Annotated in this window: 24 protein-coding genes; 10 read left to right on the plus strand and 14 right to left on the minus strand. The window is 59.7% G+C overall.

All coding sequences use genetic code 11. From position 1 onward, the window contains the following. Window positions 1–422: 422 nt before the first annotated feature. Genes MHK00_RS07845 through MHK00_RS07855 form a run of 3 tightly spaced genes read right to left on the minus strand, consistent with a single transcriptional unit; the run spans window position 423 to window position 2,565 of the window. Window positions 423–1,394 carry a beta-carotene 15,15'-monooxygenase gene (locus MHK00_RS07845; protein WP_250411139.1) on the minus strand — a complete coding sequence of 324 codons (972 nt, stop codon included), beginning with the start codon at window positions 1,392–1,394 and terminating at the stop codon, window positions 423–425. After that, window positions 1,391–2,194, minus strand: coding sequence for an AAA family ATPase (locus MHK00_RS07850; protein ID WP_250411142.1), 804 nt, complete (start codon window positions 2,192–2,194; stop codon window positions 1,391–1,393). Before MHK00_RS07850 ends, MHK00_RS07845 begins: the two co-directional genes overlap by 4 nt. Beyond that, the gene (locus MHK00_RS07855) at window positions 2,191–2,565 is read right to left on the minus strand and encodes a GntR family transcriptional regulator (protein ID WP_005327000.1); all 375 of its coding nucleotides are present in this window, start codon (window positions 2,563–2,565) and stop codon (window positions 2,191–2,193) included. Before MHK00_RS07855 ends, MHK00_RS07850 begins: the two co-directional genes overlap by 4 nt. A 203-nt stretch (window positions 2,566–2,768) precedes the next feature. Between MHK00_RS07855 and MHK00_RS07860 the strand changes: the two genes are divergently transcribed. Beyond that, window positions 2,769–3,866, plus strand: a complete 1,098-nt coding sequence (locus MHK00_RS07860) for an NYN domain-containing protein (protein ID WP_250411143.1) — start codon at window positions 2,769–2,771, stop codon at window positions 3,864–3,866. On the opposite strand, the gene MHK00_RS07865 is transcribed toward MHK00_RS07860, so the two are convergent. Both MHK00_RS07865 and trxA read right to left on the minus strand, forming a co-directional pair. Beyond that, window positions 3,863–4,600: a PspA/IM30 family protein gene (locus MHK00_RS07865; RefSeq protein ID WP_005325958.1), complete on the minus strand. Its 738-nt coding sequence runs from the start codon at window positions 4,598–4,600 to the stop codon at window positions 3,863–3,865. The two genes, MHK00_RS07860 and MHK00_RS07865, sit on opposite strands and share 4 nt — an antisense overlap. A gap of 83 nt (window positions 4,601–4,683) precedes the next feature. Then, entirely contained in the window at window positions 4,684–5,052 is a 369-nt protein-coding gene (trxA, locus tag MHK00_RS07870; RefSeq protein WP_005325956.1) for a thioredoxin, read from the minus strand. A gap of 117 nt (window positions 5,053–5,169) precedes the next feature. Here trxA and MHK00_RS07875 point away from each other — a divergent pair, with 117 nt between their 5' ends. The 3 genes from MHK00_RS07875 to MHK00_RS07885 all read left to right on the plus strand — a co-directional run bounded on the left by MHK00_RS07875 (window position 5,170) and on the right by MHK00_RS07885 (window position 8,115). Beyond that, on the plus strand, window positions 5,170–5,370 hold the full coding sequence (locus tag MHK00_RS07875; protein WP_005325954.1) for a heavy-metal-associated domain-containing protein: 201 nt from the start codon (window positions 5,170–5,172) through the stop codon (window positions 5,368–5,370). A gap of 8 nt (window positions 5,371–5,378) precedes the next feature. Then, on the plus strand, window positions 5,379–7,532 hold the full coding sequence (locus MHK00_RS07880; protein WP_250411145.1) for a heavy metal translocating P-type ATPase: 2,154 nt from the start codon (window positions 5,379–5,381) through the stop codon (window positions 7,530–7,532). A gap of 118 nt (window positions 7,533–7,650) precedes the next feature. Next, window positions 7,651–8,115 (plus strand): VanZ family protein, encoded by a 465-nt coding sequence (locus MHK00_RS07885; protein ID WP_250411220.1) that lies wholly within the window; start codon window positions 7,651–7,653, stop codon window positions 8,113–8,115. 1 nt (window position 8,116) lies between these two features. Here the strand turns inward: MHK00_RS07885 and dnaB are convergent, their stop codons facing one another. The 8 genes from dnaB to MHK00_RS07925 form a co-directional block, all read right to left on the minus strand. Next, entirely contained in the window at window positions 8,117–9,547 is a 1,431-nt protein-coding gene (gene dnaB / locus MHK00_RS07890) for a replicative DNA helicase (protein WP_005325950.1), read from the minus strand. A 467-nt stretch (window positions 9,548–10,014) separates the two neighbouring features. Beyond that, a complete protein-coding gene (gene rplI / locus MHK00_RS07895) occupies window positions 10,015–10,467 on the minus strand; it encodes a 50S ribosomal protein L9 (RefSeq protein WP_005325949.1) in 453 nt (150 codons plus the stop codon). Between the two features lie 48 nt (window positions 10,468–10,515). Beyond that, a complete protein-coding gene (locus MHK00_RS07900) occupies window positions 10,516–11,061 on the minus strand; it encodes a single-stranded DNA-binding protein (RefSeq protein ID WP_005325943.1) in 546 nt (181 codons plus the stop codon). Window positions 11,062–11,110: 49 nt separating this feature from the next. Beyond that, the gene (gene rpsF / locus MHK00_RS07905; RefSeq protein ID WP_005326996.1) at window positions 11,111–11,401 is read right to left on the minus strand and encodes a 30S ribosomal protein S6; all 291 of its coding nucleotides are present in this window, start codon (window positions 11,399–11,401) and stop codon (window positions 11,111–11,113) included. Window positions 11,402–11,523: 122 nt separating this feature from the next. Further along, entirely contained in the window at window positions 11,524–11,712 is a 189-nt protein-coding gene (locus MHK00_RS07910; protein WP_005325940.1) for a hypothetical protein, read from the minus strand. Next, window positions 11,709–13,106, minus strand: a complete 1,398-nt coding sequence (locus MHK00_RS07915; protein WP_005325939.1) for a glycosyltransferase family 87 protein — start codon at window positions 13,104–13,106, stop codon at window positions 11,709–11,711. Before MHK00_RS07915 ends, MHK00_RS07910 begins: the two co-directional genes overlap by 4 nt. Before the next feature lie 6 nt (window positions 13,107–13,112). After that, window positions 13,113–15,362: a transglycosylase domain-containing protein gene (locus MHK00_RS07920; protein WP_250411147.1), complete on the minus strand. Its 2,250-nt coding sequence runs from the start codon at window positions 15,360–15,362 to the stop codon at window positions 13,113–13,115. A 75-nt stretch (window positions 15,363–15,437) separates the two neighbouring features. Next, window positions 15,438–15,815, minus strand: coding sequence for a DUF5318 family protein (locus MHK00_RS07925; protein WP_034667960.1), 378 nt, complete (start codon window positions 15,813–15,815; stop codon window positions 15,438–15,440). Window positions 15,816–15,932: 117 nt separating this feature from the next. Between MHK00_RS07925 and MHK00_RS07930 the strand changes: the two genes are divergently transcribed. The 6 genes from MHK00_RS07930 to MHK00_RS07955 all read left to right on the plus strand — a co-directional run bounded on the left by MHK00_RS07930 (window position 15,933) and on the right by MHK00_RS07955 (window position 21,746). Further along, on the plus strand, window positions 15,933–17,021 hold the full coding sequence (locus MHK00_RS07930; protein WP_239230100.1) for an inositol-3-phosphate synthase: 1,089 nt from the start codon (window positions 15,933–15,935) through the stop codon (window positions 17,019–17,021). Window positions 17,022–17,075: 54 nt separating this feature from the next. Further along, the gene (locus tag MHK00_RS07935; protein ID WP_005325935.1) at window positions 17,076–17,576 is read left to right on the plus strand and encodes a MarR family winged helix-turn-helix transcriptional regulator; all 501 of its coding nucleotides are present in this window, start codon (window positions 17,076–17,078) and stop codon (window positions 17,574–17,576) included. An 86-nt stretch (window positions 17,577–17,662) separates the two neighbouring features. Next, on the plus strand, window positions 17,663–18,634 hold the full coding sequence (locus MHK00_RS07940) for a universal stress protein (RefSeq protein WP_250411151.1): 972 nt from the start codon (window positions 17,663–17,665) through the stop codon (window positions 18,632–18,634). A 9-nt stretch (window positions 18,635–18,643) separates the two neighbouring features. Next, the gene (locus tag MHK00_RS07945; protein WP_250411153.1) at window positions 18,644–19,126 is read left to right on the plus strand and encodes a hypothetical protein; all 483 of its coding nucleotides are present in this window, start codon (window positions 18,644–18,646) and stop codon (window positions 19,124–19,126) included. A 17-nt stretch (window positions 19,127–19,143) separates the two neighbouring features. Then, a complete protein-coding gene (locus MHK00_RS07950; protein ID WP_250411156.1) occupies window positions 19,144–21,003 on the plus strand; it encodes a chorismate-binding protein in 1,860 nt (619 codons plus the stop codon). Further along, the gene (locus tag MHK00_RS07955) at window positions 21,000–21,746 is read left to right on the plus strand and encodes an aminotransferase class IV (RefSeq protein ID WP_250411159.1); all 747 of its coding nucleotides are present in this window, start codon (window positions 21,000–21,002) and stop codon (window positions 21,744–21,746) included. Before MHK00_RS07950 ends, MHK00_RS07955 begins: the two co-directional genes overlap by 4 nt. Here the strand turns inward: MHK00_RS07955 and trhO are convergent. Then, complete coding sequence (trhO, locus tag MHK00_RS07960; protein WP_005325928.1) at window positions 21,743–22,678, minus strand: oxygen-dependent tRNA uridine(34) hydroxylase TrhO; 936 nt, start codon at window positions 22,676–22,678, stop codon at window positions 21,743–21,745. The two genes, MHK00_RS07955 and trhO, sit on opposite strands and share 4 nt — an antisense overlap. Window positions 22,679–22,704: the final 26 nt, after the last annotated feature.

Here is a 22,704-nt window from a genome sequence, read left to right on the forward strand (position 1 = left end):
AAAAAAGTTGAACACAATCACATGCCAACCAATCCATCTCAATGCAGCCGAAACACCAAACAGCATTCAAAAGAGTACGTGTTCCACATACCCAACCGGCACACACCAACCAACAAACCACCTAGGCCTGCTGGCAGACAAACCAATCAACACACAACCATGCACACAAAAAATAAAAAGTACATTGGCACACTATTGAGTTCTCAAACATCATCACCACACAACAACCACACACACACTTTGGCATGTAGCTCGTTGTGAGCAAAAAGAATTTTGTTTTGTCAGGGCCTGTTTTCCTATCGCCGCTTCAGCCAGGAACTTTCTAGTTCCTGTGGGGCGCTGTCGGTCGCGCTGACTCGTATTAAGTTACACAGCGACTTAAACAAACACAAATCCCCAGGCCAACCCTTCTTTTGAGCGGTTTAATTTATGCCCATCCAAGCGCTCATTCCCCCTCGGTGCGCGTTCGCTCGGCGAATGTAGGCGGGGAACGTCAATGCCCAGGCCGCATAGAAGGCCACCGCCAAGAAAAGCTGGACAACCGCGGGAACCGCCACCTGAGTACACAGTAGGGCCATCCCGGCGATGAGGACCGCATAGAAGGCGAATAGGTGCCAATTCTTCTTTCCCAGAAATTCCAGACTGGCCACTACTGGGGCGCAGGTGGCGCTAGGCAGCGCGACGGCCGCAACGAGTTCACCGTCTTTCCCTAGTACTGCGCTGAAGGTTAAGGCGACGACGACAGGGATCAGTCCGAGCACTGCAGTGTGGCGGGCCCAGACGGTACGGCTACCACCAAGCACCGTGTATCCACGAAGGGATACCCGCAAGCTGTGCAAAGCCGCAGCGAGCGCTACCGCTGTCAGTGCCCAGCATAAACTTCCTAGGAAGCCTAGGACTGGGATTTGATCCTCATACCTGTAGAGAGCAAGACCGATCGCAGGAGCCAAACACGCTGCGCCCCACGCCTTGACCTGGGGGCGATAGATTGCTTGCCCGGCCAAGGTACGAGGGAACCATCCAAATCCGTTTGAGGGTTGGGAACCGGTCGTGGTGTACCCGACCCGTTTAGGAGTAGCCCTGCGGTACATGGCCCACGCCGCTGCGACGGCATAAATGGGCAATGCCCACCACAACTGCACGGTGAGGGCACCGATAGCTGCCGCTAGTGCGCACAGGGCAACGAGAATGCGGCGATGCTCATTCCAGATTTTCGAGCCTAGGCCCACTAGCTGGTACTTCTTAAAGTCTGGTGTCAGGGAAAGTATTAGTGACAAGGAAAAGATCACCGGGAGCACGTTCCACGTTCCCTGCGCCATGACGGGCATGACGAGCAAAGCGAAAAGGAAAAAGGTCCAGCGCCACCAATCGCCTAGGTACCACAGGAGTTTCATGCTTTCTCCTCCAATGCCATAACCGCACGTTCCAAGGAAACTTCATTGATCCGCAGGCCATGGGCCTGGGCCGTGCGGAAGATAGGCTCGGTGGCGGCAGAGCGGGCGTCGGCAAGCAGGCGATCTCCTACAAGCGTGGTTTCTCTACTCAGTACTGGGAGATCGAGCTCTTCGACCGCTGCGTTGAGAGCCTCAGATGGGCCGGTGAGCTCAAGAATTCCCTCGATGAAGTCATCAATGGGGCCTGAAATCGGGCTGTCCCCCATAAGAGCGACGGTGTCGAGGAGGCCCGCTACCTCATTGAGGTGATGGGTGGAGATGACAATGGTACGACCGTGTTCCTCGCGCAGCACCTGATAAAAGAGCTCGCGGCGCTGTGTATCAAGGCCGAGATAGGGTTCGTCGAGAAGCATGACCTCGCAGCCGGAAGCTACGGCAAAGATGAATCCCACCGCAGACTTTTGCCCGCGGGACAGGGAAGAATAGGCCTTGGCCGGTACGTCGAAGCGAACCAACAGCTCATTGAAACGCTCCTCATCCCAACGCGGCCAGCGCGCCTTACCAATGACGCCCAGCTTTCCGATGCCCCAGGAATCCGGCAGTGGGTTATCAATCCCCATCAAAATAACCCGGTTAAGGACCGATTGCTTGTCAAAGGGCTCTTCCCCGAAGACCGTAATACCGCCAGATTGGATTTGGCCAGCGATTTTGCGCAGGAGCGTGGTCTTGCCAATGCCATTGGGGCCAACTAAGCCATGTGTGAGGCCATCGGCAAAGGTGAAATCTCGTGTTGTAATCATGAGTACATTCCTCGGCTTTCTGCAACGCGATCAAATAGGTCGTGGAGTTGGGCCCGGTTGTAGCCCAGGCGAACGGCTTCGTCGACAAGCGGTGCCATATATTCCGCCGCGAAATCGGCGCGGCGGCGCTCGCGGATCGTTTTCAGGGCGCCTTCTGCCACGAACATGCCGATGCCGCGGCGCTTATCCAGCACCCCAATATCCACCAGGAGGCTGATGCCCTTGCGGGCAGTGGCCGGGTTGATGTTGTGGAAATCAGCAAGCTCGTTAGTAGATGGGGCCCTATCCCCCTCGCCCAAGGTTCCGTCCACGATGGCGTCCTCCACCAGAGAAGCAATCTGACGGAAGAGTGGTTGCGTGGAATTATCCATTGACCCTCGGTTCGTTGGTTAGTTACTTGTGTAACCAACCATATCGGCAACACCCCACCCCTGCAATACTTCCAAAGAGAAAACTTTTTTGCTGCCACTGCGCTGGGATTTTGTCCAAGGTTATCGACGTTTTGTGACTAATGGGGCACACTGGAAACCACAAAGAATTTTATTTAGAACAATTAGAACGGAACTTAGGAGCCATGCTTGAACGCACACTCGTCTTTGTCGATACCTCATACTTGCTCGCAAGCTTTTATAACTCGTGGGAAACGGGTGCCCGCGCACAGCTAGAAATCGATCTGCCCGAGGTGGTCAGCACCATGGGCGGGATGATCGAGAACCAACTGGGAACCCCAATCCAGCGCCAATACTGGTATGACGGCATTCCCGATACCGGCCCACACCGCTACCAGCGCGCCCTGCGTACCTGCGAAGGGGTCCAGCTGCGCACCGGTCAGCTCATCGAATGGGGCGAGCGCCGCACCCAAAAAGCCGTAGATACCCGCCTCGTAGCGGACATGGTCATCGCCGCCATGAAGGGACAATTCACCGACTTTGTCCTCGTCAGCGGCGATGCGGACATGATTCCCGGCGCACAAGCAGCCGTAGATAACGGCATCCGCGTACACCTCTATGGATTCGGCTGGGACTCCATGTCCTCCGCACTGCGCCATGCCTGCGATTCCACCACCATCTTGGACCCTCGCGAGGACTTCGCAGACGCTATGGAATTGCAGGTCCTAGAAGGCCCGCTTCCTCCAGTGGTGCGCGAAAATGCACATAAAGAGGGCGAGGAAATGCCCGAACCGGATGAATGCGGCGAGCCTTCAGAGGTGGAGGCAGCCTTCGGCGCCACAGAAAAGCCCACCCCGGCCCCAACGCCCAAGCCGGCTCCTCCCAAGGCGGATGCCGCAGAGGATTCCGCCGCCGAGGAGGACTCCCCCGCGGAGAAGCCGGCGCCCAAGCCATCCATGATGGCACCGCGCCGCAAACTGCGCTCTAAGTATGTGCCGCTGCCGGAAGAAGTATGGAGCTCAGCTGGGTTCCAATCCCCATTCGATGTGGGCCAGCAATACGCCTCGTGGTGGTTCGATAACGCTGCTAGCACCGAGCAGCGAGATCAGGCACATCTACTTTCAGGCGGCGGGCTTCCCCCAGAGATCGACCGCCCGCTGTTGCAGTTTGCCTGCGAAACCCTGCACGAATACACCCTGACCGAAACCCAGCGCGTGAACCTGCGCGATGGATTCCACTCAGGGATTCGTGGGGTTCTGATTAATGTTCGCCGGCAGAATTAATCGCCGGATTCGAGCTCTTTCTTCTTTTTAAGATCCGCCCGGATGGCATCAAGGCGCGCAGTCGCCTTCATGTCATTGCCGGCGGCTTGGATCTCATTAATGCGATCGCCGCCGGTGGCGTGCTGCAATTCTTGCGCACCAAGGGCATCGGCATAGCGCTTTTCAATCTTTGCGCGCACAGAATCTAGAGTAGGCACGGAATCGTCCGGGTTGAGCTGATTCATGGAATCAATAGCCTGGGCGTTCTTTTCTTGCATAGCCGCCTGGTCCGCCTGGGCCTCCAGCTGGCTAACCTGGGCCAGCTGTTCCTTCAAGCGCGCCTCAGACTGCTGTTGCTGGCTCTTGGCCTGCGCGGCAGCCTGTTCTGCGGCGGCGTACTGCTGCTTAACGTCTTCCAGCTCCTGCTCCACCGCTACCAGCTGGGAGGCAACCACTTCCGCAGCCTGGTTATACTCGGAGGCCTTTTGCGGGTCCTCCGCAGAATCCGCCAGCTCCAATGCACGCTGGGTTTGAGACTGGTAGTCCTGCTGAGACTTAACCAGGCGGTTCATCTGCATCTCCAGCTGGGATTTATGGCCAATGATTTCTGCAGCGTGATCAGAAATCTGCTGGTGCTGCTCCTTGGCGGCCTGGACGGCCTGCTGGATCTGCACCTTCGGATCAGCGTTCTCATCAATCTTCTGATCGAAGGAACTCATCATGTACTTCCAGCCCTTGCTGAAGGGGTTAGCCATTATCTTCTCCTTTGGACATAAAAAGACGCTTTCTAGCGAGTTTAGCGATACTCACCAGAAAGCGCCTAGGAAGCTAGCGGGGATTAACCCTGCGCGTTCTGCTCTTCTACCTGGCGGCGAACCTCCGCCATATCGAGTTCCTTGACCTGCTTCAGCAGGTCTTCCAATGCTGCAGGTGGCAGCGCGCCAGCCTCGCGGAAGACCAAGATGCCATCGCGGAAGATCATCAGCGTAGGAATGGACTGAATCTCCAGCGCGGATGCGAGGCCCTGGTTGGCCTCGGTATCGAGCTTGGCAAAGGTAGCATCCGTGTGCTCTTCGGAGGCCTTTTCAAAAACCGGCGCAAAGCGCTTGCAGGGGCCGCACCAATCGGCCCAGGCGTCTACGAGCGTAATGCCCTCGCCGGTAACGGTTTCTTCAAAGTTTTCTTCGGTGACATCGATAGTAGCCATGGTTGTTCTAACTCCTTTGCGGATTGCTTTATTCCCCAACGTACATGAAATATCCTTGTCATATACCCCTAGGGGGTATATAATGGGCCCGGAAACCAACCCTAAGAAAGGATCATCATGAGCACCAAGAACTACACCGTAGAGGGCATGACCTGCGGACATTGCGAAATGTCGGTAAAGGAAGAGGTCGGCGAAATTTCTGGCGTTAGCGAGGTCACTGCGGACCATACCACCGGCGCCGTCACGGTTACTGGCACCGATTTCACCGATGAACAGGTAGCGGCCGCCGTGGCTGAGGCCGGCTACACGCTGAAGTAGGAACCACCATGTCCCACTTGGACCTTGGCGTAACGGGAATGACGTGCACCTCCTGCTCCTCCCGCGTCGAGCGCAAGCTCAACAAGCTCGAGGGAGTAAGCGCCAGCGTCAATTTCGCTACCGAGGCGGCGGCCATCGAGTATGACTCCCAAACGGTAAGCCCACAGGAGCTCATTTCGGTGGTGGAGGGCGCAGGTTACGGCGCCTTCGATATGGCGGGGGCGAAGGCGGAGGAGCCCCAAGCCGAGAAGAGCAATGACGGGGGATTGCTGCGCCGCACCATTATCTCTGGTGCTCTATCGCTACCGCTCATGGTGGTCTCGATGTGGCCGGCACTGCAATTTCCCAATTGGCAGTGGGCCTGCGCCATCGTGGCCACCATCGTTTTTATCTTTGGTGGCGCGCCTTTCCACACCGCTACGTGGACAAACCTCAAGCACGGTTCTTTCACCATGGACACGCTTATCACCATGGGAACCTCAGCGGCCTACTTTTGGTCGCTATGGGCGCTGTTTTTCGGCAATGCAGGCGAGCCGGGCATGAAGATGCACATGACGTTGGATGCGAACGCGGCGCAGATGGATCACATCTATTTTGAGTCCGTGGGCATGGTCATTACCTTCCTCCTACTCGGCCGGTGGTTCGAGGCACGGGCCAAAGGCCAGTCCTCTGAAGCCCTGCGGGAGCTGCTCTCCCTAGGTGCTAAGGAAGCTTCGGTGCTGCGCGAGGGAGGCGAGCAGCGCATTCCCATTGCCCAGTTGCAGGTAGGCGATGTCTTCGTAGTACGCCCGGGCGAAAAGATCGCCACCGATGGCATCGTCGTTGCCGGCAACTCGGCGGTCGACGCCTCCATGATCACCGGCGAGCCCGTGCCCGTCGAGGTCGGGTCCGGCGATGCGGTGACCGGCGCAACCATTAATGCCTCCGGCAAGCTCGAGGTCCGAGCGACCAAGGTGGGCGAGGATACGGTACTGGCCCAAATGGCCCAGCTGGTCACGGATGCACAAACGTCCAAGGCGCCGGTACAGCGCCTCGTGGACCGCATTGCGCAGGTCTTCGTCCCCGCGGTCATTGCCGTAGCAGCGCTGACACTCCTTGCCCATCTCTTCTTCGGCGGGGTGGCCCCGGCCTTTATCGCCGCGGTCTCCGTCCTCATTGTGGCCTGCCCTTGCGCCATGGGCTTGGCGACGCCCACCGCAATCCTCGTCGGCACCGGCCGCGGGGCACAGCTGGGCCTGGTTATTAAGGGCCCGGAGATCCTGGAATCTACGCGGCAAATCGATACCATCGTCATGGATAAGACCGGCACGGTAACGGCCGGAGAGATGTCCGTTACCGCCGTGCACGGCGACGTCCTCGACTTGGCCGCGGCCGTGGAACACAATTCCGAGCACCCCATCGCTCGCGCTATCGCTAGCGAGCGCAGTGTAAAGCCGGCTACCGACTTCGCAGTGGTTCCGGGTGGCGTGGAAGGAACTGTGGAGGGGTTCCGGGTGGGCGTCGGCAAGCGCCAAGGCCCGTTGGGCGACCTAGAAGCGCCGTTCCGCGCCGCGCAGGACGCTGGTGCCACGCCGGTGGTCGTCACCGTCAACGGACAGCCCGCAGGCGTCATTGAGGTGCGCGATACCATCAAGCCCAGCTCGGCCGCCGCCGTGGCGCAGATGAAGGAACTGGGGCTAACCCCTTACCTGCTGACCGGCGATAATGCCGGGGCCGCCCGCGCCGTGGCTGCCGAGGTGGGAATCGATCACGTCAGCGCTGAGGTCCTGCCAGAGGACAAGGTGAACCACATCAAGGAGCTGCAGGCCGCGGGGCACACCGTGGCGATGGTGGGCGATGGCATTAACGACGCCGCCGCGCTGGCCCAAGCCGACCTCGGCCTCGCCATGGGCGCGGGTACCGATGTTGCCATTGAAGCCTCCGATATCACCCTGATGAACGGCGATCTACGCTGCGCCGCTGATGCCATTCGGCTCTCGCGCCGCACGCTAGCAATCATTAAGGGCAATCTCTTCTGGGCCTTCGCCTATAACGTCGTACTCATTCCCGTGGCCGCGCTCGGCTGGCTCAATCCCCTGCTGGCGGGCCTGGCCATGGCGCTGAGCTCGGTTTTCGTGGTTACTAACTCGCTGCGGCTGCGCGGCTTTTCCGTCCGTCGCTAAATAAGGCCGCCGAGCACCCCTGAGCAGGCTAGCATTGGCGGGGCGTACACTCCCCCGCCACGAAAGAAAGGACTAGCGCGTGCTCAGCAGGGTATCCCTCGCCGCGTGGACCGCGGTCATGGTCGCGTTAACCACGCTCAAGCCCTTCTACCAGATTGGCTATTTGTGGAAACCGGAAAATCAGCGCGCCCGGGATTTGCGCTGGGTTCCTTTCGATGAATTTTCCGGCGGCAGCTGGTTTGGCCCGCTATTTGAGTACGCGGGCAATACCGCATTCTTCATCCCCTTCGGCATGCTGGTCTTTAGCCTCTGCCGCTCCGTTAAGAAGACAGCTGCGTGGGGATTTGGCCTCAGCCTTGTACTAGAAGTGTGCCAATATGCTTTCGCCCTGGGGCGCACGGATATCGATGATCTTCTCTTCAATACCCTGGGCGCTCTCGTTGGCGCGGCGTTCGCCCGCCTCTGCGGCGAACGCCTTTTCCCCGTGTGGCGGTGGCTGGCGCTTGCCGCAGCTGCGGTTTTCTTGGTATTGGTCATCCTTGGCCCACGGTTGGGAGACCCCAACGCGGTGGTAGACCTGTAATTTAACCGTGCGCCATATTGACGAACTTGGAGTAGTGCAGCTGGTGCGCCACCTGCACGGTATCGATCGGGCCGCCACGGTGCTTGGCTAGGATAATATCCGCCTCGCCGGCGCGCTCATTATCGCGGTCCTGGGAGTCGGGGCGGTAGAGCAGCATGACCATATCGGCGTCCTGCTCCAGCGAGCCAGACTCACGGAGGTCCGCAAGCTGCGGCTTTTTATCCGTACGCGCCTCAGGGCCACGGTTCAGCTGCGAGATCGCGATGAGAGGAACCTCCAGCTCCTTGGCCAAGAGCTTCAGCTGGCGGGAGAACTCAGAGACCTCTTGCTGGCGAGACTCGACCTTTTTACCCGAAGACATCAGCTGCAGGTAGTCCAAGACGATGAGGTCCAAGCCGTGCTGCTGCTTGAGGCGGCGGGCCTTGGACCGAATTTCCATCATCGTGAGATTCGGTGAGTCATCAATGAAGAGTGGGGCGTCTTGCACTCGGTTGAGGGTCTCATCGATCTTTGCCCAGTCCTCGGTAGAGACACGGCCACCGCGCATATCGGCCAGCTTCACCTCTGACTCCGCCGAGAGCAGGCGCATGACAATCTCAGAAGCCGACATCTCGAGAGAGAAAATCACCGAGGACTTGCCGTGCTGCAAGGAGCAGGACCGCATAAAGTCCATGGCCAGGGTCGATTTACCCACACCAGGGCGAGCAGCAACGATGACCATCTGGCCCGCGTGAAGGCCGTTAGTTAACTTGTCGAGGTCGATGAAGCCAGTAGGCACACCTAGCTCCACACCGCCGGCTTGCTGCAGGGCGGCGAGCTCATCAATGGTGGGGTCAATAAGGTCTCCCAGGACTCGGTAATCTTCTGCCGTCTTGCGCTGGGCGACGGCGAAGACTTCCTGCTGCGCACGGTCCAGGACGGACTCGATTTCTGCATCTTCGGTGCCGGAAAATCCGAGCTGTACTACGCGCGTACCGGCATCAACAAGCTTGCGCAGCACTGCCTTTTCCGCGACGATTTCGGCGTAGTAGCGTGCGTTCGCAGCCGTGGGCACCGTGGCGAGCAGCGTGTGGAGATAGGGGGCGCCGCCGACGCGCTCGAGGTTATTAAAGCGGTCGAGCTGGGAGGCCAAAATGACGGCGTCGACGTCCTTGCCCTCGGAATATAGATCCAGCATGGCGCGGTAAATCAACGTGTGCGCCGGATAGTAGAAATCCTCCGGCTCTAGCTCCTCGATGACCTCCATCACCGTATGGGGGCTCAGCAACATTGCGCCCAGGACGCCCTGCTCCGCTTCGCGGTCTGCGGGAGGCTGGCGGAATTCGCCATAGCGCTTTGGCTCTTCCTGCTGATAGCGGCGGCGTGGGGCCGGTTCCTCCTCCGGCGGCGGCTCTGGTGGCAGGTGTTCATCATCAAAACTGGCGTTGGTCATGTCTTCCCCCTTGTAGCTATTCGAGCGTCCGAGCGTATCGGAATCTCAGTGTAGTCTAGTGCCCAGACACCACCCCCTGGGCATAACTTCCACAGTTATCCACAGGGTGCTGTGAAAATTGCAGGTCGCGAGAGCCTTTGCCCATATTTGCCCTGCATAGACCTGTGGATAACTCTAAAGGCCCATGACCTGCACAAATCAAAATCCCAGCTCAGGGTATGTTTTTCCCGGTGTGAAAATAGGCACATCATCCGTGGATAAGGGGCCTGACCTGCGAGTTAATAAAGCAGCCTCCACGTAAACAGAAAGTTAAACACACAAAGAGTTATCCACAGAATTCCACAGTTATCCACAGGCCGGTGAAAACGCGCTAAAGGCCCCAAGTTCCTGCCACCTCACATAGCAGGAACTTGAGGCCTAAAGCGTTGCTGTTGTCTTTGGGTCTATATGGACCGTCGTGCGCCTAGTTAGGCAGCAACGACCGAGAAGTTCACCTTGCCGATAACATCAGCGTGCAGCTTCAGCTCGACCTGGTAGTTGCCGGTCTTCTTGACCAGGCCCTTAGGAAGCACAACGATGCGCTTATCCAGCTTAGGGCCACCAGCCTTGGAGACGGCGTTGACAATGTCTTCTGCTTGAACGGAACCGAAGAGCTTACCGGATTCGGAGGTCTTAACCTCTACCTTGACATCCGTCAGCTGCTCGAGCTGGTTACGGACCTCACGTGCGTGATCCAGGTCGCGAATCTCGCGAGCTTCCTGGGCGCGCTTGATGCCCTCAATCTGCTTCTCTGCGCCGCGGGTAGCCACGATGGCCAGGCCGCGAGGAAGCAGGTAGTTACGTCCGTAGCCGTCCTTAACCTCAACAATTTCGCCAGCGGCGCCGAGGTTCTCAACGGCAGCGGTGAGGATCAGCTTCATGATCCCTGCCTTTCAATTGAGTTAGTTGAATAGTTGCGGGTGACAGACTTAGAACGGAGGTTCAGAATCAGCGCCTCCGAAACCACCTGCAGGTGGTGCGGAGTTCCACGGATCCTCAGAAGGAGCCTGGTTCTGCTGCGGCTGCTGTTGCTGGCCGCCTCCAAAACCGCCCTGATTATTGTTATTCGAGCGCTGCTGGCCGCCGCCAAAGTTATTGCCGCCCTCACGCGGATTGCGGTTTACCTGAGCGGTGGCGTAGCGCAGAGACGGACCGACTTCGTCGACGTCAATCTCGAATACGGTGCGGTTATCGCCCTCACGGGTCTGGAAGGAACGCTGCTTCAAGCGGCCGGTAACGATGACGCGCATGCCCTTAGACATGGTCTCGGCAACGTTTTCCGCTGCCTGACGCCATACGTTGCAGGTCAGGAACATAGCTTCGCCGTCTTCCCACTGATTCGTCTGCGAGTTATAGCGACGAGGGGTGGAGGCGACGCGGAAGTTAGCTACTGCCGCACCCGCCGGGGTGAAGCGCAGCTCGGGGTCAGCAACGATGTTGCCTACCACCGTGATATTGGTATCTCCCTGTGCCATGTCTTTACTCCTTATCGGTTACGTGGATTGTGCTTGATCCCAGTATCCGCTACTTGCTGTCGGTGCGCAGAACCTTGGTACGCAGGATGGTGTCGTTCAGGTTCAGACGGCGGTCGAGCTCGGCAACCGAAGTGTGCTCGCACTCCAGGTTGACGACGGCATAAATGCCCTCTTCCTTCTTGTTGATGGGGTATGCAAGACGACGCTTGCCCCATACATCAAGGTTCTCAACCTTGCCGCCTTCCTGGCGGACGATTTCGAGGAACTTATCCAGGGACGGGGTTACGGTGCGCTCATCCTGATTAGGATCCAGAATGATCATGACTTCGTAGTGACGCACGGACCTCATCACCTCCTATGGTCTAGTAGTTTTCGGCTGCATCACCTTTGCGGATGCAGCAGGAGGGTACGTTGCGTCAAGCAACCCCACTACAGTACCGCAAATGACCGGCGAAAAGAAATCTAACCAGTGGTCGTTGCGGCGAAAAACACAGCTGCCGTCGCCGGAATGATGGTGAGGAAAAGAATGGCCAAGAGCCCCAGCACGATGGGCCCGCGACGATCCTCCCGATTGTGGAAGAGCCAGAAGGCCCCCATCACGCAGAGGAATCCCAAAAAGATGGATGCCATTCCGATATAGGTAACGATCATGCGAATGCTCCTGCCAAAGGGTCGCGGCCAGCGTGCGCATCGCGCACCTTATCCGTGGTCTTGCCGCACATCTGGCGAATAACGAGGACAGCCATGGCGATAATGAGGGCGTCGCGGGAGATAATCGCAACGTCAAGCAGCTCGTGCGGAATACCCTTATTGTCTGTACCCAGCATGTGCCACATGAGTAGGGGCCACACTAGGGCGTCGACAAGCGCCCAGCTAAAGACCAAGCGCCAGCGTGGCAGGGCTAGGGCCGCGGGCACTACCAGCCACATCGAATACTGGGGCGACCATACCTTGTTGAATAGTAAGAAGGCTGCCACGATGAGGTAAACCAGCTCTGCCATGCGCGGGGTCCGCGAGCTGCGCAGGCCCAGCACCGCAATTGCCGCACAGAGAGCCAAAAACGCCACCAGGCTGAAGGTATTGAGGAACTCAGGGCTAAAGCTAATCCCAGTATTGCGGCTAATCACCGAGTAGATGGTGGTCCACTCCGCACCGCGCTCTTGGTTGAGGCGGAAAAATTCGCGCCATGCCTCCGGGTACTTCAGTGCCACCGGCGCGTTGACCACAATCCAGGTCACGGCCGCGCCGAGCAAGGCGTAGAAAAATTGCGGCCAGCGACGGTTGCGCACCGCTAAGACCAGGAACGCACCCAAGAGAAAGAGCGGCCACAGCTTAAAGGAAGTGCCAAGGCCGATGAGGACACCCGCTACGACAGGGCGCTTGCGCGCGGCGGCCAAGAGCGCACCTACGGCAAAGGCAATGGAGGGGATATCCCAGTTGCTGAAGGCGTGGATGATGACAAGGGGGCTGGCGGCGACGAGGATGGTGTCCCAGGTGCGGTTGCCCACCAGCAGGTAGACCATGTAGAGCACGCCTACCCAGATGCACGCCATGACCAAGGCGGTCAGGCCGAAGTACCATCCGGCCTCCGGGATGCCAACCCACTCAACCAGAGAGTACGTATTGCGGGCAATCCAGCCCATCAACCCCTGGAATAGGCCCGCGAGGACTGGGTACTCCATATAGCGGGTCAGGTCACCCTCTTGCCAAGAATAGGCATAGGGGAAGCCGCCTTCGTCGAGGCCACGGCCACCGTAGAGCGGGATGATGTCGTTATAGCAAAAAGAGGTGTACTGGCGGTTGCCCGCCCAATTTAGGTTAATGACCCCGTCATCACCGCGGGTGCCGCCGGCGCAATTAGCCTTCGAGAGGAATCCGCACGCCAGGAAAACCCAGCCGACGGCGATTATGGCGCGCAGAGGGGTCCACCACTGGGTGCGGCGTACACCGGCAAAACGGCCCCTTGGCCCGCCGAGGAATTCAATTACCCCGCGGGCCAAGGGTTCTGAGGAGGCGGGAATGCGCTGGTGCGGATTCGCTGTCACTGCCGCCTACCCTAGGAGGTCTGCCAAGTCGCTATCGGGGCCGATGAGGTCATCCAACGACGGCGCCTCTGGCTGGGCCGGTGCCTGGTTGCTATTACCGCTATTGCCACCATTGCCGCTATTGCCATTGCCGCGTTGCGGTTTCGGGGCAGGCTTCGGGCTCTCCGGCTTGTTCTCCGGCTGAGCCGGCTTGGTTTCCTCTTCCGGAGCTGCTTGCTCGGCAGGGGCCTCGTAGTCCTGGGTATCGCCAGCGCCGCTATCCCAGCTCGGGTCATAGGCCGGAGCGGCCGTTCCGGCGCCCATGTTGCCGAATCCCAGCGGATAGGCAGCCGGGAAGTTTTGGAATTCGGAGTTGGCCAGGGAGTTGTCCAGCACGGCCTTCCAAATCTTGGTTGGCGCGCCGGCGCCGTACATGATGCCGCCGTACTGATCGAAGATAGCGGAGGTGTTATCCGCGGTACCTACCCACACGGCGGTAGCCAGCTGCGGGGTAGCACCGACCATCCAGGCATCCTTGTTATTTCCGGTATCGCCCATCTGAGTGGTGCCGGTCTTTGAGGCGGAAACACGGCCACCGGCAAGAGCGCCATTAGACCATGCGGCCACCGGCTCCATGGCTTCGATGACGTTTTTAGCCACGTTGGACGATACGCGGCGCTCGCCCTCGTCTTCGGGGTGCTCGTACAGCACTTCGCCGGCAGCGTTTTCTACGCGCTGCACAAAGTGCGGGTTATGCCACACGCCCTGGTTAGCCAGGGTGGACATTGCGGTGGCCATATCGAGCGGGCGGGACTGGTACTGGCCCAGAACAATGCCTTCGAATGGCTGCTTGCCCTTTTCCGTCAGCGTCTTTTCAATGCCCGGCAGGGACTTAGCCACGCCAAGGGCGTGCGCCATATCTGCGGTGTCCTGCGTGCCGTTCTTGAGGTCCTCCTGCAGGCGAAGGAAGGAGGTATTCAGGGATTGCTTGGTAGCCTCGCGCAGGTTGCATACGCCGCAGCCGCCGCCCACGTTGGTGACAACATCCGAGCCAGGCAGCTGGTACGGAGCGGAAGAGTAATTGGTATCTAGACTGATGCCCTGCTGCAAGGCGGCCGCAAGGGTCATGATCTTGAAAGTAGAACCGGTCTGCAGCGGGGAGTTGGCGTAGTCCCAACCATTGGAATCGTGGCCGCCAAAGTATCCACGGACCGCACCGGTCTTCGGATCGATGGTCACGGAAGCCGCACGCGCGTCCTCTTGCAGCGGAGCCATCTGGTCATCGACTGCCTGAATGGTGTTGTTTTGCACATTCATGTCGATGGTGGTGGTGATGCGCAGGCCGCCGGTGGACACCTCGTTTTCGGTGATGCCTACCTCTTCCAGTTCGCGGATGACCTGATCCTTGATGTGGCCATTGGCGCCGGGCGCCTCGGTGTAGGCGGAGTACTCAGCTGGGTCGCGGGTCTCCGGGAAGACCATGCCATCGCGCTGTTCCTGGGTGAGATCACCCATTCCCACCAGGCCGTCAAGTACGTAGTTCCAGCGGTCCTCGGAGCCCTCCTGGTTCACGCGCGGGTCGAGGCCGGATGGGGACTGAATGAGGCCGGCGAGCATGGCGCCTTCCTCCGGAGTGAGGTCCTTGGCGTCCTTATCAAAGTAGGCATTGGATGCCGCCTGGATGCCGTAGGCATTGCGGCCGAAGTACACGGTGTTGAGGTAGGCGTTGAGAATATCCTCCTTATCCCACTCATTGGTCATCTTCACCGAGTAGATGAGCTCGCGAATCTTGCGCACGTAGGAGTATTCGTTGCCCACCAGCGTGTTTTTCACATACTGCTGGGTAATGGTGGAACCGCCGCCAGCATCTTCATTGCCGGTTACCTTACCAACCACGGCGCGGCCGAGGCCGGTGAAGGAGAAGCCGGAGTTATCCCAAAAGTCACGGTCCTCCGCGGCCAGCACGGAGTCCTGCACGTATTCCGGGATTTCATCCAGCTTCACGTGGGTGCGGTTGCCTTCCGGCGGCACCAAGCGGGCGAGCTGGGTCTGATTATCACCCGCATAGATGGTGGAGACCTGGTTATTGGCTAGGTCCTTCGGCTCCGGAACGGAGTATTGCGAGTATGCGTAGGCAAAAAGTCCTGCGGGCAGTGCTACAAAGACCAGTAGGAACGCCAAAACGACCCACGGCCAGATGCGGCGCTTCTTTGTCGCCTGCTTTTTGCTGGGGCGAGCCCCCTTAGCGGACTTGCCGGTAGATTCCTTCTCGGTCACTGATTCGTGTCCTCATTCATCCCTGATCACAAACTAAATAATTGCAGCTTACTGCCTAAGGCGGTGCGCTGGAAACTAACACGCGTTAAATGCAGTAGCAGAACGCAACAAGTGGTTCCACCGGCACTGGCGGCATACCTCCACCTCGTGCACCGTAAACTCCAAGCCCTCAGCTACAAACTCCGCTATTTCTTTCTCACTGCGGGCGCTTCCGGCGCGGCGGCCGAGGTTCTCGCCATAGACCCAGCGCGTAAGCCGCAAAGGCTCGCCGCACACGGGGCATTCCTTATCCATGGTGCGCCCGTGGTGCTCAGCTGCGGCGCGCAGCAAAAAGTCAGCATCGCACACGTCCTCCCGCGTGAGCTGCCCGGCGCGAAATTCGCGCAAGTGGTGGGCGCGCTCCCACTCATGGGAGAGCACGTGCTTATAGGCAACGGAATTCACCCGGATCATCCTAATTACCTCTTCTTGATCGATCCACATGGCGTTATGCCACCGTAGGGCATAATTTTCGGCTTACCCTTGCGCAGTCACTGACAGCTACAACTCATGGAGTTAAAGGAGTAGACCGTGTCCGAAAAAGTAAAGGTCGCCATCGTGGGCGTCGGCAACTGCGCCACGTCCCTCATTGAAGGCGTGGAGTTTTATCGCAACGCCGCGGCCGATGCAGATATTCCCGGTTTGATGCACGCCCAGTTTGGCCCGTACCACGTAGGCGATGTGGAATTCGTTGCCGCCTTCGACGTGGATGCGGACAAGGTGGGCAAGGACCTGGCGGAGGCTACGCGCAGCTCCCGCAATTGCACCATTTCCATTACCGACGTCCCTGAGCTGGGCGTTACCGTGCAGCGCGGTCCTACCCTGGACGGCCTCGGCCGGTACTACCAAGAATCCATCGCGGAATCGGAAGCCCCGCTTGCCGACGTCCCCGCCACACTCCGCCAGTCCGGCGCCGACGTCGTAGTCTCCTACCTACCGGTGGGCTCTGAAGAAGCGGATAAGTTCTACGCCCAGGCGGCCATCGATGCCGGCTGCGCCTTTGTCAATGCCTTGCCGGTCTTTATTGCCTCTGATCCGGTATGGGCGAAGAAGTTCGAAGACGCCGGGCTGCCCATCGTGGGCGATGATATTAAGTCCCAGGTGGGCGCGACCATTACTCACCGCGTCATGGCGAAGCTTTTTGAAGATCGCGGCGTGCGTTTGGAGCGCACCATGCAGCTCAATGTGGGCGGCAATATGGATTTCAAGAATATGCTCGAGCGCGAGCGCCTCGAATCCAAAAAGATCTCCAAGACGCAGGCCGTAACCTCTAACCTGCACAACTCGCCCATCGCCGGCAAGCGCGAAGACCGCAACGTCCACATCGGGCCTTCCGATTACGTGGAATGGCTCGATGACCGTAAGTGGGCCTATGTCCGCTTAGAGGGCTCCGCCTTTGGCGAAGTACCGCTGAACTTGGAGTACAAGCTGGAGGTCTGGGACTCGCCTAACTCCGCCGGCATCATCATTGACGCCGTACGCGCCGCCAAGATTGCCCTCGACCGCGGGGTGGCGGGCCCGGTACTGGCTGCCTCGTCCTACTTGATGAAATCCCCGCCGGTGCAAAAGGCCGATGACGTGGCGCGCGCCGAGCTAGAAGACTTTATTGCCGGAAACTAATTTTTTAACTTCCGAACTACCGCGCAGGGAAAACGGGCTATACAATCGTTTTCTATGACGCAGCAACATGAGGAGAAGGGCCCCGCTCAATCCCCGTCTACGTACGAGGATGCTGTCGAGGTCGCGCGTTCCATCCAGCCGTCGCTCAATAAGCTCATTCTTATTTTCCAGCGCACGGCGGAAGGCTCCTCATTGACCACCTCCCAGGTGTCCATCATGAACCAGCTGCGTATGCGCGGACCGTCCCGCGTTTCCACCATCGCGCAGGCAGAACTTATCCGCATGCCCACCGCCTCCAACGCGCTCTATCAGCTAGAGCGCCGCGGATACGTGGAACGCCACCGCGATGAAGAGGATCGCCGCGGCGTCTTGGTAGCGCTGACGCAACTAGGCGAATCCGAACTAGCCATCGTCTCGCAGCAGCGCGCCTCCGCCCTAGCAGAGATCATGCGGTGGCTCGAGCCGAAGGATTTGGAGACCGCCAACGAAGTAGCCACCGTTATCTCCAAGCTGGCTGATGTCTATCGCCCCACAATGCACGGCGAACAGCGCTAGTTTTGCCCGCGGTGATTTCATTTTTCTTGGGCTTAACGTGATAATTGAGAAAACGAAAACCGTAATCTCTCACTAGTTCACTCCGTATGGCAACTGATTCTTCCGATGGGCATCTGCCGGCCTTAAGCAAGGGCTCGGCCGATAAACCCCTTCGCATTCTTATTTCTTGGAGCCCTTCTTCCTCCGGCACCGAGGCTCTAGATTGTGCCGCGTGGCTTTCCCGTACCGCCGCTACCCAGGTGCGCGTCATCTCGACCGTGTTTCAGCCGTGGACTACTACTTCCCTCAGCAAGCTGGGCGGAAAATATAAGAAATGGTTTAAAGCACAAAAGGAGGCCTGCGCGGCCGCGACCCATGCCGCCCTCGATGAAGCCGGCGTACCCCGCAGCTGCTGGGATGACAAGCCTTCCCTTTTGGTGGACGGGCCTTCGCGCCCCCAGCTGCTCACGGAGATGGCCAAGAAGTTCGAGGCAGACCTCATCATCTTAGGCCCCAACCAGGCGGCGCCGAAGGGCCGTTTCTTCGCTGGTTCTACGGCCGATACCCTGCTGCATTATTCCCCTCAACCATTGGGCTTGGTTCCCCGCAAGGTGAAGCTGTCCAAACACGGCGTCACCCGCTTCAACTTTGCCATCACCGAACGCAGCCCGCGCGAAGATCATGAGATGCTCGCCGCAGCGGAGCTCGCGAACCGCTGGAACCTACCGCTGCGCCTGCTTGCCTTCTCGGCAAAGGGACTGCTCAATACGCCGTCCAAGGATAAGCACGATATGGCGCTTAAGCTGACGGCCGAGTGGCTCGAGGATTCCCTCGCCATGCTGGACCGCGCCCGCGATAGCATCCAGGAGAAATTCCCCGAGCTGGTTGTCACCTCTGAAATTGGTTCCGGCGCGGGCTGGGGCGGCGCGGTGGATTCGCTCAAGTGGAAGAAGGGCGATCTCATGCTCATGGCCTCCACCCCGCAGGGCCCCATCGCCCGCGTGTTCTTGGGATCTACCGCCACGGAGCTGCTGCCGCATATTCGGGTGCCTATCTTGGTCCACCCATCCTGCGGTTAGGATTGGGGCATGAGCCTGCGACCAGAGCATCCCGAAAACGATCTGACCTCCGACGCGGACTATGCCAATCTGCGCCGCCCGGAACCGCGGAGCTTTGATGAGCTGGCCGATGAGCCGGACCCTTTAGAGATTGCCGCTGCTAACCGCCGCTCCACCCGCCAGGCTGTCTGGTACATGCTCGGGGTCTTGTTTTTCTCCGCGCTTTATGGTTTCGCGGTCGCACTCGTCACCCGGCTCTCCGGTGGTCCCTTGTGTGAGGATGGCACCGCCACGTGGCTCTGCACCGACGGGCAGCGCACCTTCTTTAGCCTGACCACCCCGATCATTCCCTTCTTCGGCATGATCGGCTGCGCCATCATCATGGTGCGCAAGCTGCACCGCTATCTGCGGTGGCGCAGTTGGATGGCCATTTTCTGGGTAATGGCCTGCAATTTCATGCTGTGGACTATCACCGATATCCAGCTGTTCCTCATGGACTCGGCCGCCGCGTAGAAACTTTCCGCCTCCCTATGATCCTCCTGCTTGATAATTACGATTCTTATACCTTCAACCTTGCCCACCTCATCGCGGAGGTAGCCGGACGCGAACCACTCGTCGTCGCTGCCGGTGAAGCGGACGGACTGGCCGAGCGCGTCCGTGCCGGCGAATTTTCGCATGTGGTGATTTCTCCTGGCCCGGGCACGCCGGAACGCGAGGAGGATTTCGATGCTGCCCGAGGCATTGTCGCCGCCGCAGCCGCGGCCGAGATTCCGGTGCTGGGCGTATGCCTTGGCCACCAGGGGCTGGGACTGCTGGCCGGTGCCCAGGTGTCGCGCGCGCCGCAGCCGCGCCACGGTTTTGTCTCTACCATCAGTCACTCGGGCGAAGGCATCTTTGCCGGAATCCCGCAGGATTTTGAAGTGGTGCGCTACCACTCCCTGCATATAGATAAGGCGCCCGGCATTACCGTGCATGCCCGCAGCGAGGATGGCGTCATCCAAGCGCTTAAGGTCGACGGCTTGCCGCACTGGGGCGTGCAATTTCACCCGGAGTCGGTGCTTACCCAGTACGGCCGGGAGATTATGCGCAACTTTCTGGGCGGGTTCCGCCTGCTCCACCGCGAAGTCCCCGGCGCGGTGGACTGCCCACGGGTCTTTGCCACCCTGCGCGCCGAGGGCAACGATGCCTTCTTCCTCGACTCCGCAGATCCCCGCGGGCGCTATTCCATCCTCGGCGATACCGCCGGCGCATTGAGTCGCTCTTTCCGCTACCGGCTTGGCGACGCCCCCGATATCCTCACCCTCCTCGACCGCGAGCTCGCCACCCGTATCATCGACGCACCGGCCCTCCCGTTTACCGGCGGGGTCATCGGGTACTTGGGCTACGAATGCGCCCAGCTCACCCTGCCCATTGAGCTACGCCACCGCTCCCCTTACCCCGATGCCTACTTTGTGCGGCCGCAGTCTTTCATCGTCTATGACCACCAGGCAGAAACCGCGCACCTGTGCTGCCTTGCCGGCGACGGCGCCGAGGAATTGCTAAACCGCCTGGAAGCCGCCTTAGATGCAGAGGGACCACGGTCAACGGGGGAGGACGGTGGGGCGTCGCTAAGCGCGGGCTCCTGGCGCAGCCCTGGCTACCTGGAGCGGATTAAGCGCGCCCAAGAATTCCTGCACGCCGGCGAGAGCTACGAGGTCTGCCTGACCGATACCTACACGGCCGCGGCCGAGGGTGAGCTCTATCCCCGACTGCGCTCGCACAATCCCGCCCCCTATGCCGCGCACCTCGTCTTCGACGGCGTCGAGGTCTGCAGCGCCTCGCCCGAGCGTTTCCTCACCGTGCGCGGCCGTGAGGTAGAGGCCAAGCCGATTAAGGGCACCATCTCGGCCGACCAGGATCCCGCGCTGCTGACCACGGACCCGAAAACACGGGCCGGAAATCTCATGATCGTTGACCTACTGCGCAATGATCTCTCCCGGGTATGCGAGCCCGGTACCGTGCGCGTGCCGAAGTTGATGCAGGTAGAAAGCTACGCCACCGTGCATCAGTTGGTCTCCACCATTACCGGGCAGCTGCGCGCCGGTGCCACCGCGGTCGATGCCCTCCGCGCCACCTTCCCTCCTGGCTCTATGACGGGCGCGCCGAAGCTGCGCACCTGCGAGATCATTGACCAACTCGAAACGGGACCGCGCGGTGTGTACTCCGGCGTGGTGGGCTACCTGGGGTTTGACGGACAATCCGATCTCAGCGTGGTCATCCGCACGGCCGTGCGGGCGGCCGGTGAGGTCACCATCGGCGCCGGCGGGGCCATCGTCCTGGATTCGGATCCGGCCGCCGAGCTGGAGGAGCGCAACCTCAAGGCCCAATCCGTGTTGGGGGCGTGGCAATGAGCACCTACCTCTGGCACCAGGGCAGCTTCATTCCAAGCCAGCCCCAACCCGGCCCCTTTGACGTTGCGGATTCTTGGCGGATGCTTGGCGACGCCCACTCCAACGCCCTCCCCCTTCACCTCCAACGCTTCGAGTCGGTAGCCGGCCCACTTCCCGCCGGCTTCGTCCCCGCGATGCTGCAGCTTATGGGCCCCGGCGATCTCTTCCCCCGCATTTCGCTAGCCGGCGGACACCTGCGCCTCGATATTCGCCCCGCACCCCCTGCGCGCCGAACCACCCGGCTGACCTATGTGCAAGCCCCCGACCCGCGCACGAAGCCTTTAGTCAAGGGCCCCGATTTTCCAGCGCTGGCACGTTACCGCGACGAGTATCAGGCAGACGGCACCGATGACACCGCCATCGTGGATGCCTCCGGTGCCATGGTGGAGACCACCACCAGCGCGCTCGTTGCCTGGGATGGGGAGACGCTCATCCTCCCCACCGGTCCGGCGCTGCCCAGCATCACGCTGCGCCAAGTTGCCCGGCGCGCTGCGGACCTAGGAATTCACACCGAAACGCGCCCCATCACCGCCGAACTCGCCGCCGAGTGCCCCCTGTGGTTCCTCAACTCGCTCCACGGCATTAGCCCGGTCAGTAAGCTGCACACCTCTACCGGCATCATCTATCCGCCGGGCAGCCCGTATACCACCGCGTGGCAGCACTGGTGGTGGGGCTGCCTCCGCAAGGAAACGGCGCGCGGCTAGCTCTCCTGCTTGGCTAGCTGCGCTGCCACTTCGGCGCAATCCGGCCGGCCGCAGTGCTGGGTTTCTACGTGCTGGATGCAATCATCACAGATGAGTACCTGCTGGCGGCAGGTGTCTTCATTGATGCAATTGTGGAAGGTATTCGTACCCTTGCCGCAGTGCACGCAGTGACCCAGCTGGATGAAGCCGGGGTCTTGGAGTCCTTGGCCAAACTCGTGGTGCATGCGCTTGTCAAAGACATACATGGAGCCTTCCCACAGGCCATCATTGCCGTACTTTTCGCCGTAGCGCACGATTCCGCCATCGATCTGGTAGACCTCTTGGAAGCCACGGTTCTTCATCAACGAGGACAGGATTTCGCAGCGAATGCCACCGGTGCAGTAGGACACCACCGGCTTATCCTTCATCCAGTCATACTTGCCGGATTCGATTTCCTCGATGAAGTCATGCGTGGTTTTCACATCGGGCACGACGGCATTTTTAAACTTGCCAATCTCTGCCTCCATGGCGTTGCGGCCGTCAAAGAAGACGACCTCCTCGCCACGTTCTTCTACCAGCTTATTTACCTCTTCTGGCTTGAGGTGCACGCCGCCGCCAACGACGCCGTTTTCATCGACCTTCAGCTCGCCCGGCGCGCCAAAGGCCACGATTTCATCGCGCACCTTGACCGAAAGGCGCGGGAAGTCATCCGCGCCGCCCTCGGACCACTTGAACTGCATGCGCTTAAAGCCGGGGTATTCCTTGGTCTGGCGGACGTAGCGCTTGCAGGCTTCCATATCGCCGCCAACGGTGCCGTTGATGCCGTGCTCGGAAATGAGGATGCGCCCCTTGAGCCCCAGGGACTCGCACAGGGTGCGCTGCCACAGCATGATTGCGGTGGGATCTTCGATGGGGGTAAAGCAGTAATACAGGAGAACTTTGCCAATAGTCACGCCCCAATCTTAGGCCTGCAGCTGCG

It is taken from the genome of Corynebacterium tuberculostearicum (assembly GCF_022347385.1).
In the GTDB taxonomy this organism is placed as follows: Bacteria; Actinomycetota; Actinomycetes; order Mycobacteriales; family Mycobacteriaceae; genus Corynebacterium; species Corynebacterium tuberculostearicum_M.

Coding starts and splice junctions, on each gene's coding strand:
- MHK00_RS07845 (WP_250411139.1), bottom strand. CDS start 1,394: ATGAAACTCCTGTGGTACCTAGGCGATTGGTGGCGCTGGACCTTTTTC.
- MHK00_RS07850 (WP_250411142.1), bottom strand. CDS start 2,194: ATGATTACAACACGAGATTTCACCTTTGCCGATGGCCTCACACATGGC.
- MHK00_RS07855 (WP_005327000.1), bottom strand. CDS start 2,565: ATGGATAATTCCACGCAACCACTCTTCCGTCAGATTGCTTCTCTGGTG.
- MHK00_RS07860 (WP_250411143.1), top strand. CDS start 2,769: ATGCTTGAACGCACACTCGTCTTTGTCGATACCTCATACTTGCTCGCA.
- MHK00_RS07865 (WP_005325958.1), bottom strand. CDS start 4,600: ATGGCTAACCCCTTCAGCAAGGGCTGGAAGTACATGATGAGTTCCTTC.
- trxA (WP_005325956.1), bottom strand. CDS start 5,052: ATGGCTACTATCGATGTCACCGAAGAAAACTTTGAAGAAACCGTTACC.
- MHK00_RS07875 (WP_005325954.1), top strand. CDS start 5,170: ATGAGCACCAAGAACTACACCGTAGAGGGCATGACCTGCGGACATTGC.
- MHK00_RS07880 (WP_250411145.1), top strand. CDS start 5,379: ATGTCCCACTTGGACCTTGGCGTAACGGGAATGACGTGCACCTCCTGC.
- MHK00_RS07885 (WP_250411220.1), top strand. CDS start 7,651: ATGGTCGCGTTAACCACGCTCAAGCCCTTCTACCAGATTGGCTATTTG.
- dnaB (WP_005325950.1), bottom strand. CDS start 9,547: ATGACCAACGCCAGTTTTGATGATGAACACCTGCCACCAGAGCCGCCG.
- rplI (WP_005325949.1), bottom strand. CDS start 10,467: ATGAAGCTGATCCTCACCGCTGCCGTTGAGAACCTCGGCGCCGCTGGC.
- MHK00_RS07900 (WP_005325943.1), bottom strand. CDS start 11,061: ATGGCACAGGGAGATACCAATATCACGGTGGTAGGCAACATCGTTGCT.
- MHK00_RS07910 (WP_005325940.1), bottom strand. CDS start 11,712: ATGATCGTTACCTATATCGGAATGGCATCCATCTTTTTGGGATTCCTC.
- MHK00_RS07925 (WP_034667960.1), bottom strand. CDS start 15,815: ATGATCCGGGTGAATTCCGTTGCCTATAAGCACGTGCTCTCCCATGAG.
- MHK00_RS07935 (WP_005325935.1), top strand. CDS start 17,076: ATGACGCAGCAACATGAGGAGAAGGGCCCCGCTCAATCCCCGTCTACG.
- MHK00_RS07940 (WP_250411151.1), top strand. CDS start 17,663: ATGGCAACTGATTCTTCCGATGGGCATCTGCCGGCCTTAAGCAAGGGC.
- MHK00_RS07945 (WP_250411153.1), top strand. CDS start 18,644: ATGAGCCTGCGACCAGAGCATCCCGAAAACGATCTGACCTCCGACGCG.
- MHK00_RS07950 (WP_250411156.1), top strand. CDS start 19,144: ATGATCCTCCTGCTTGATAATTACGATTCTTATACCTTCAACCTTGCC.
- MHK00_RS07955 (WP_250411159.1), top strand. CDS start 21,000: ATGAGCACCTACCTCTGGCACCAGGGCAGCTTCATTCCAAGCCAGCCC.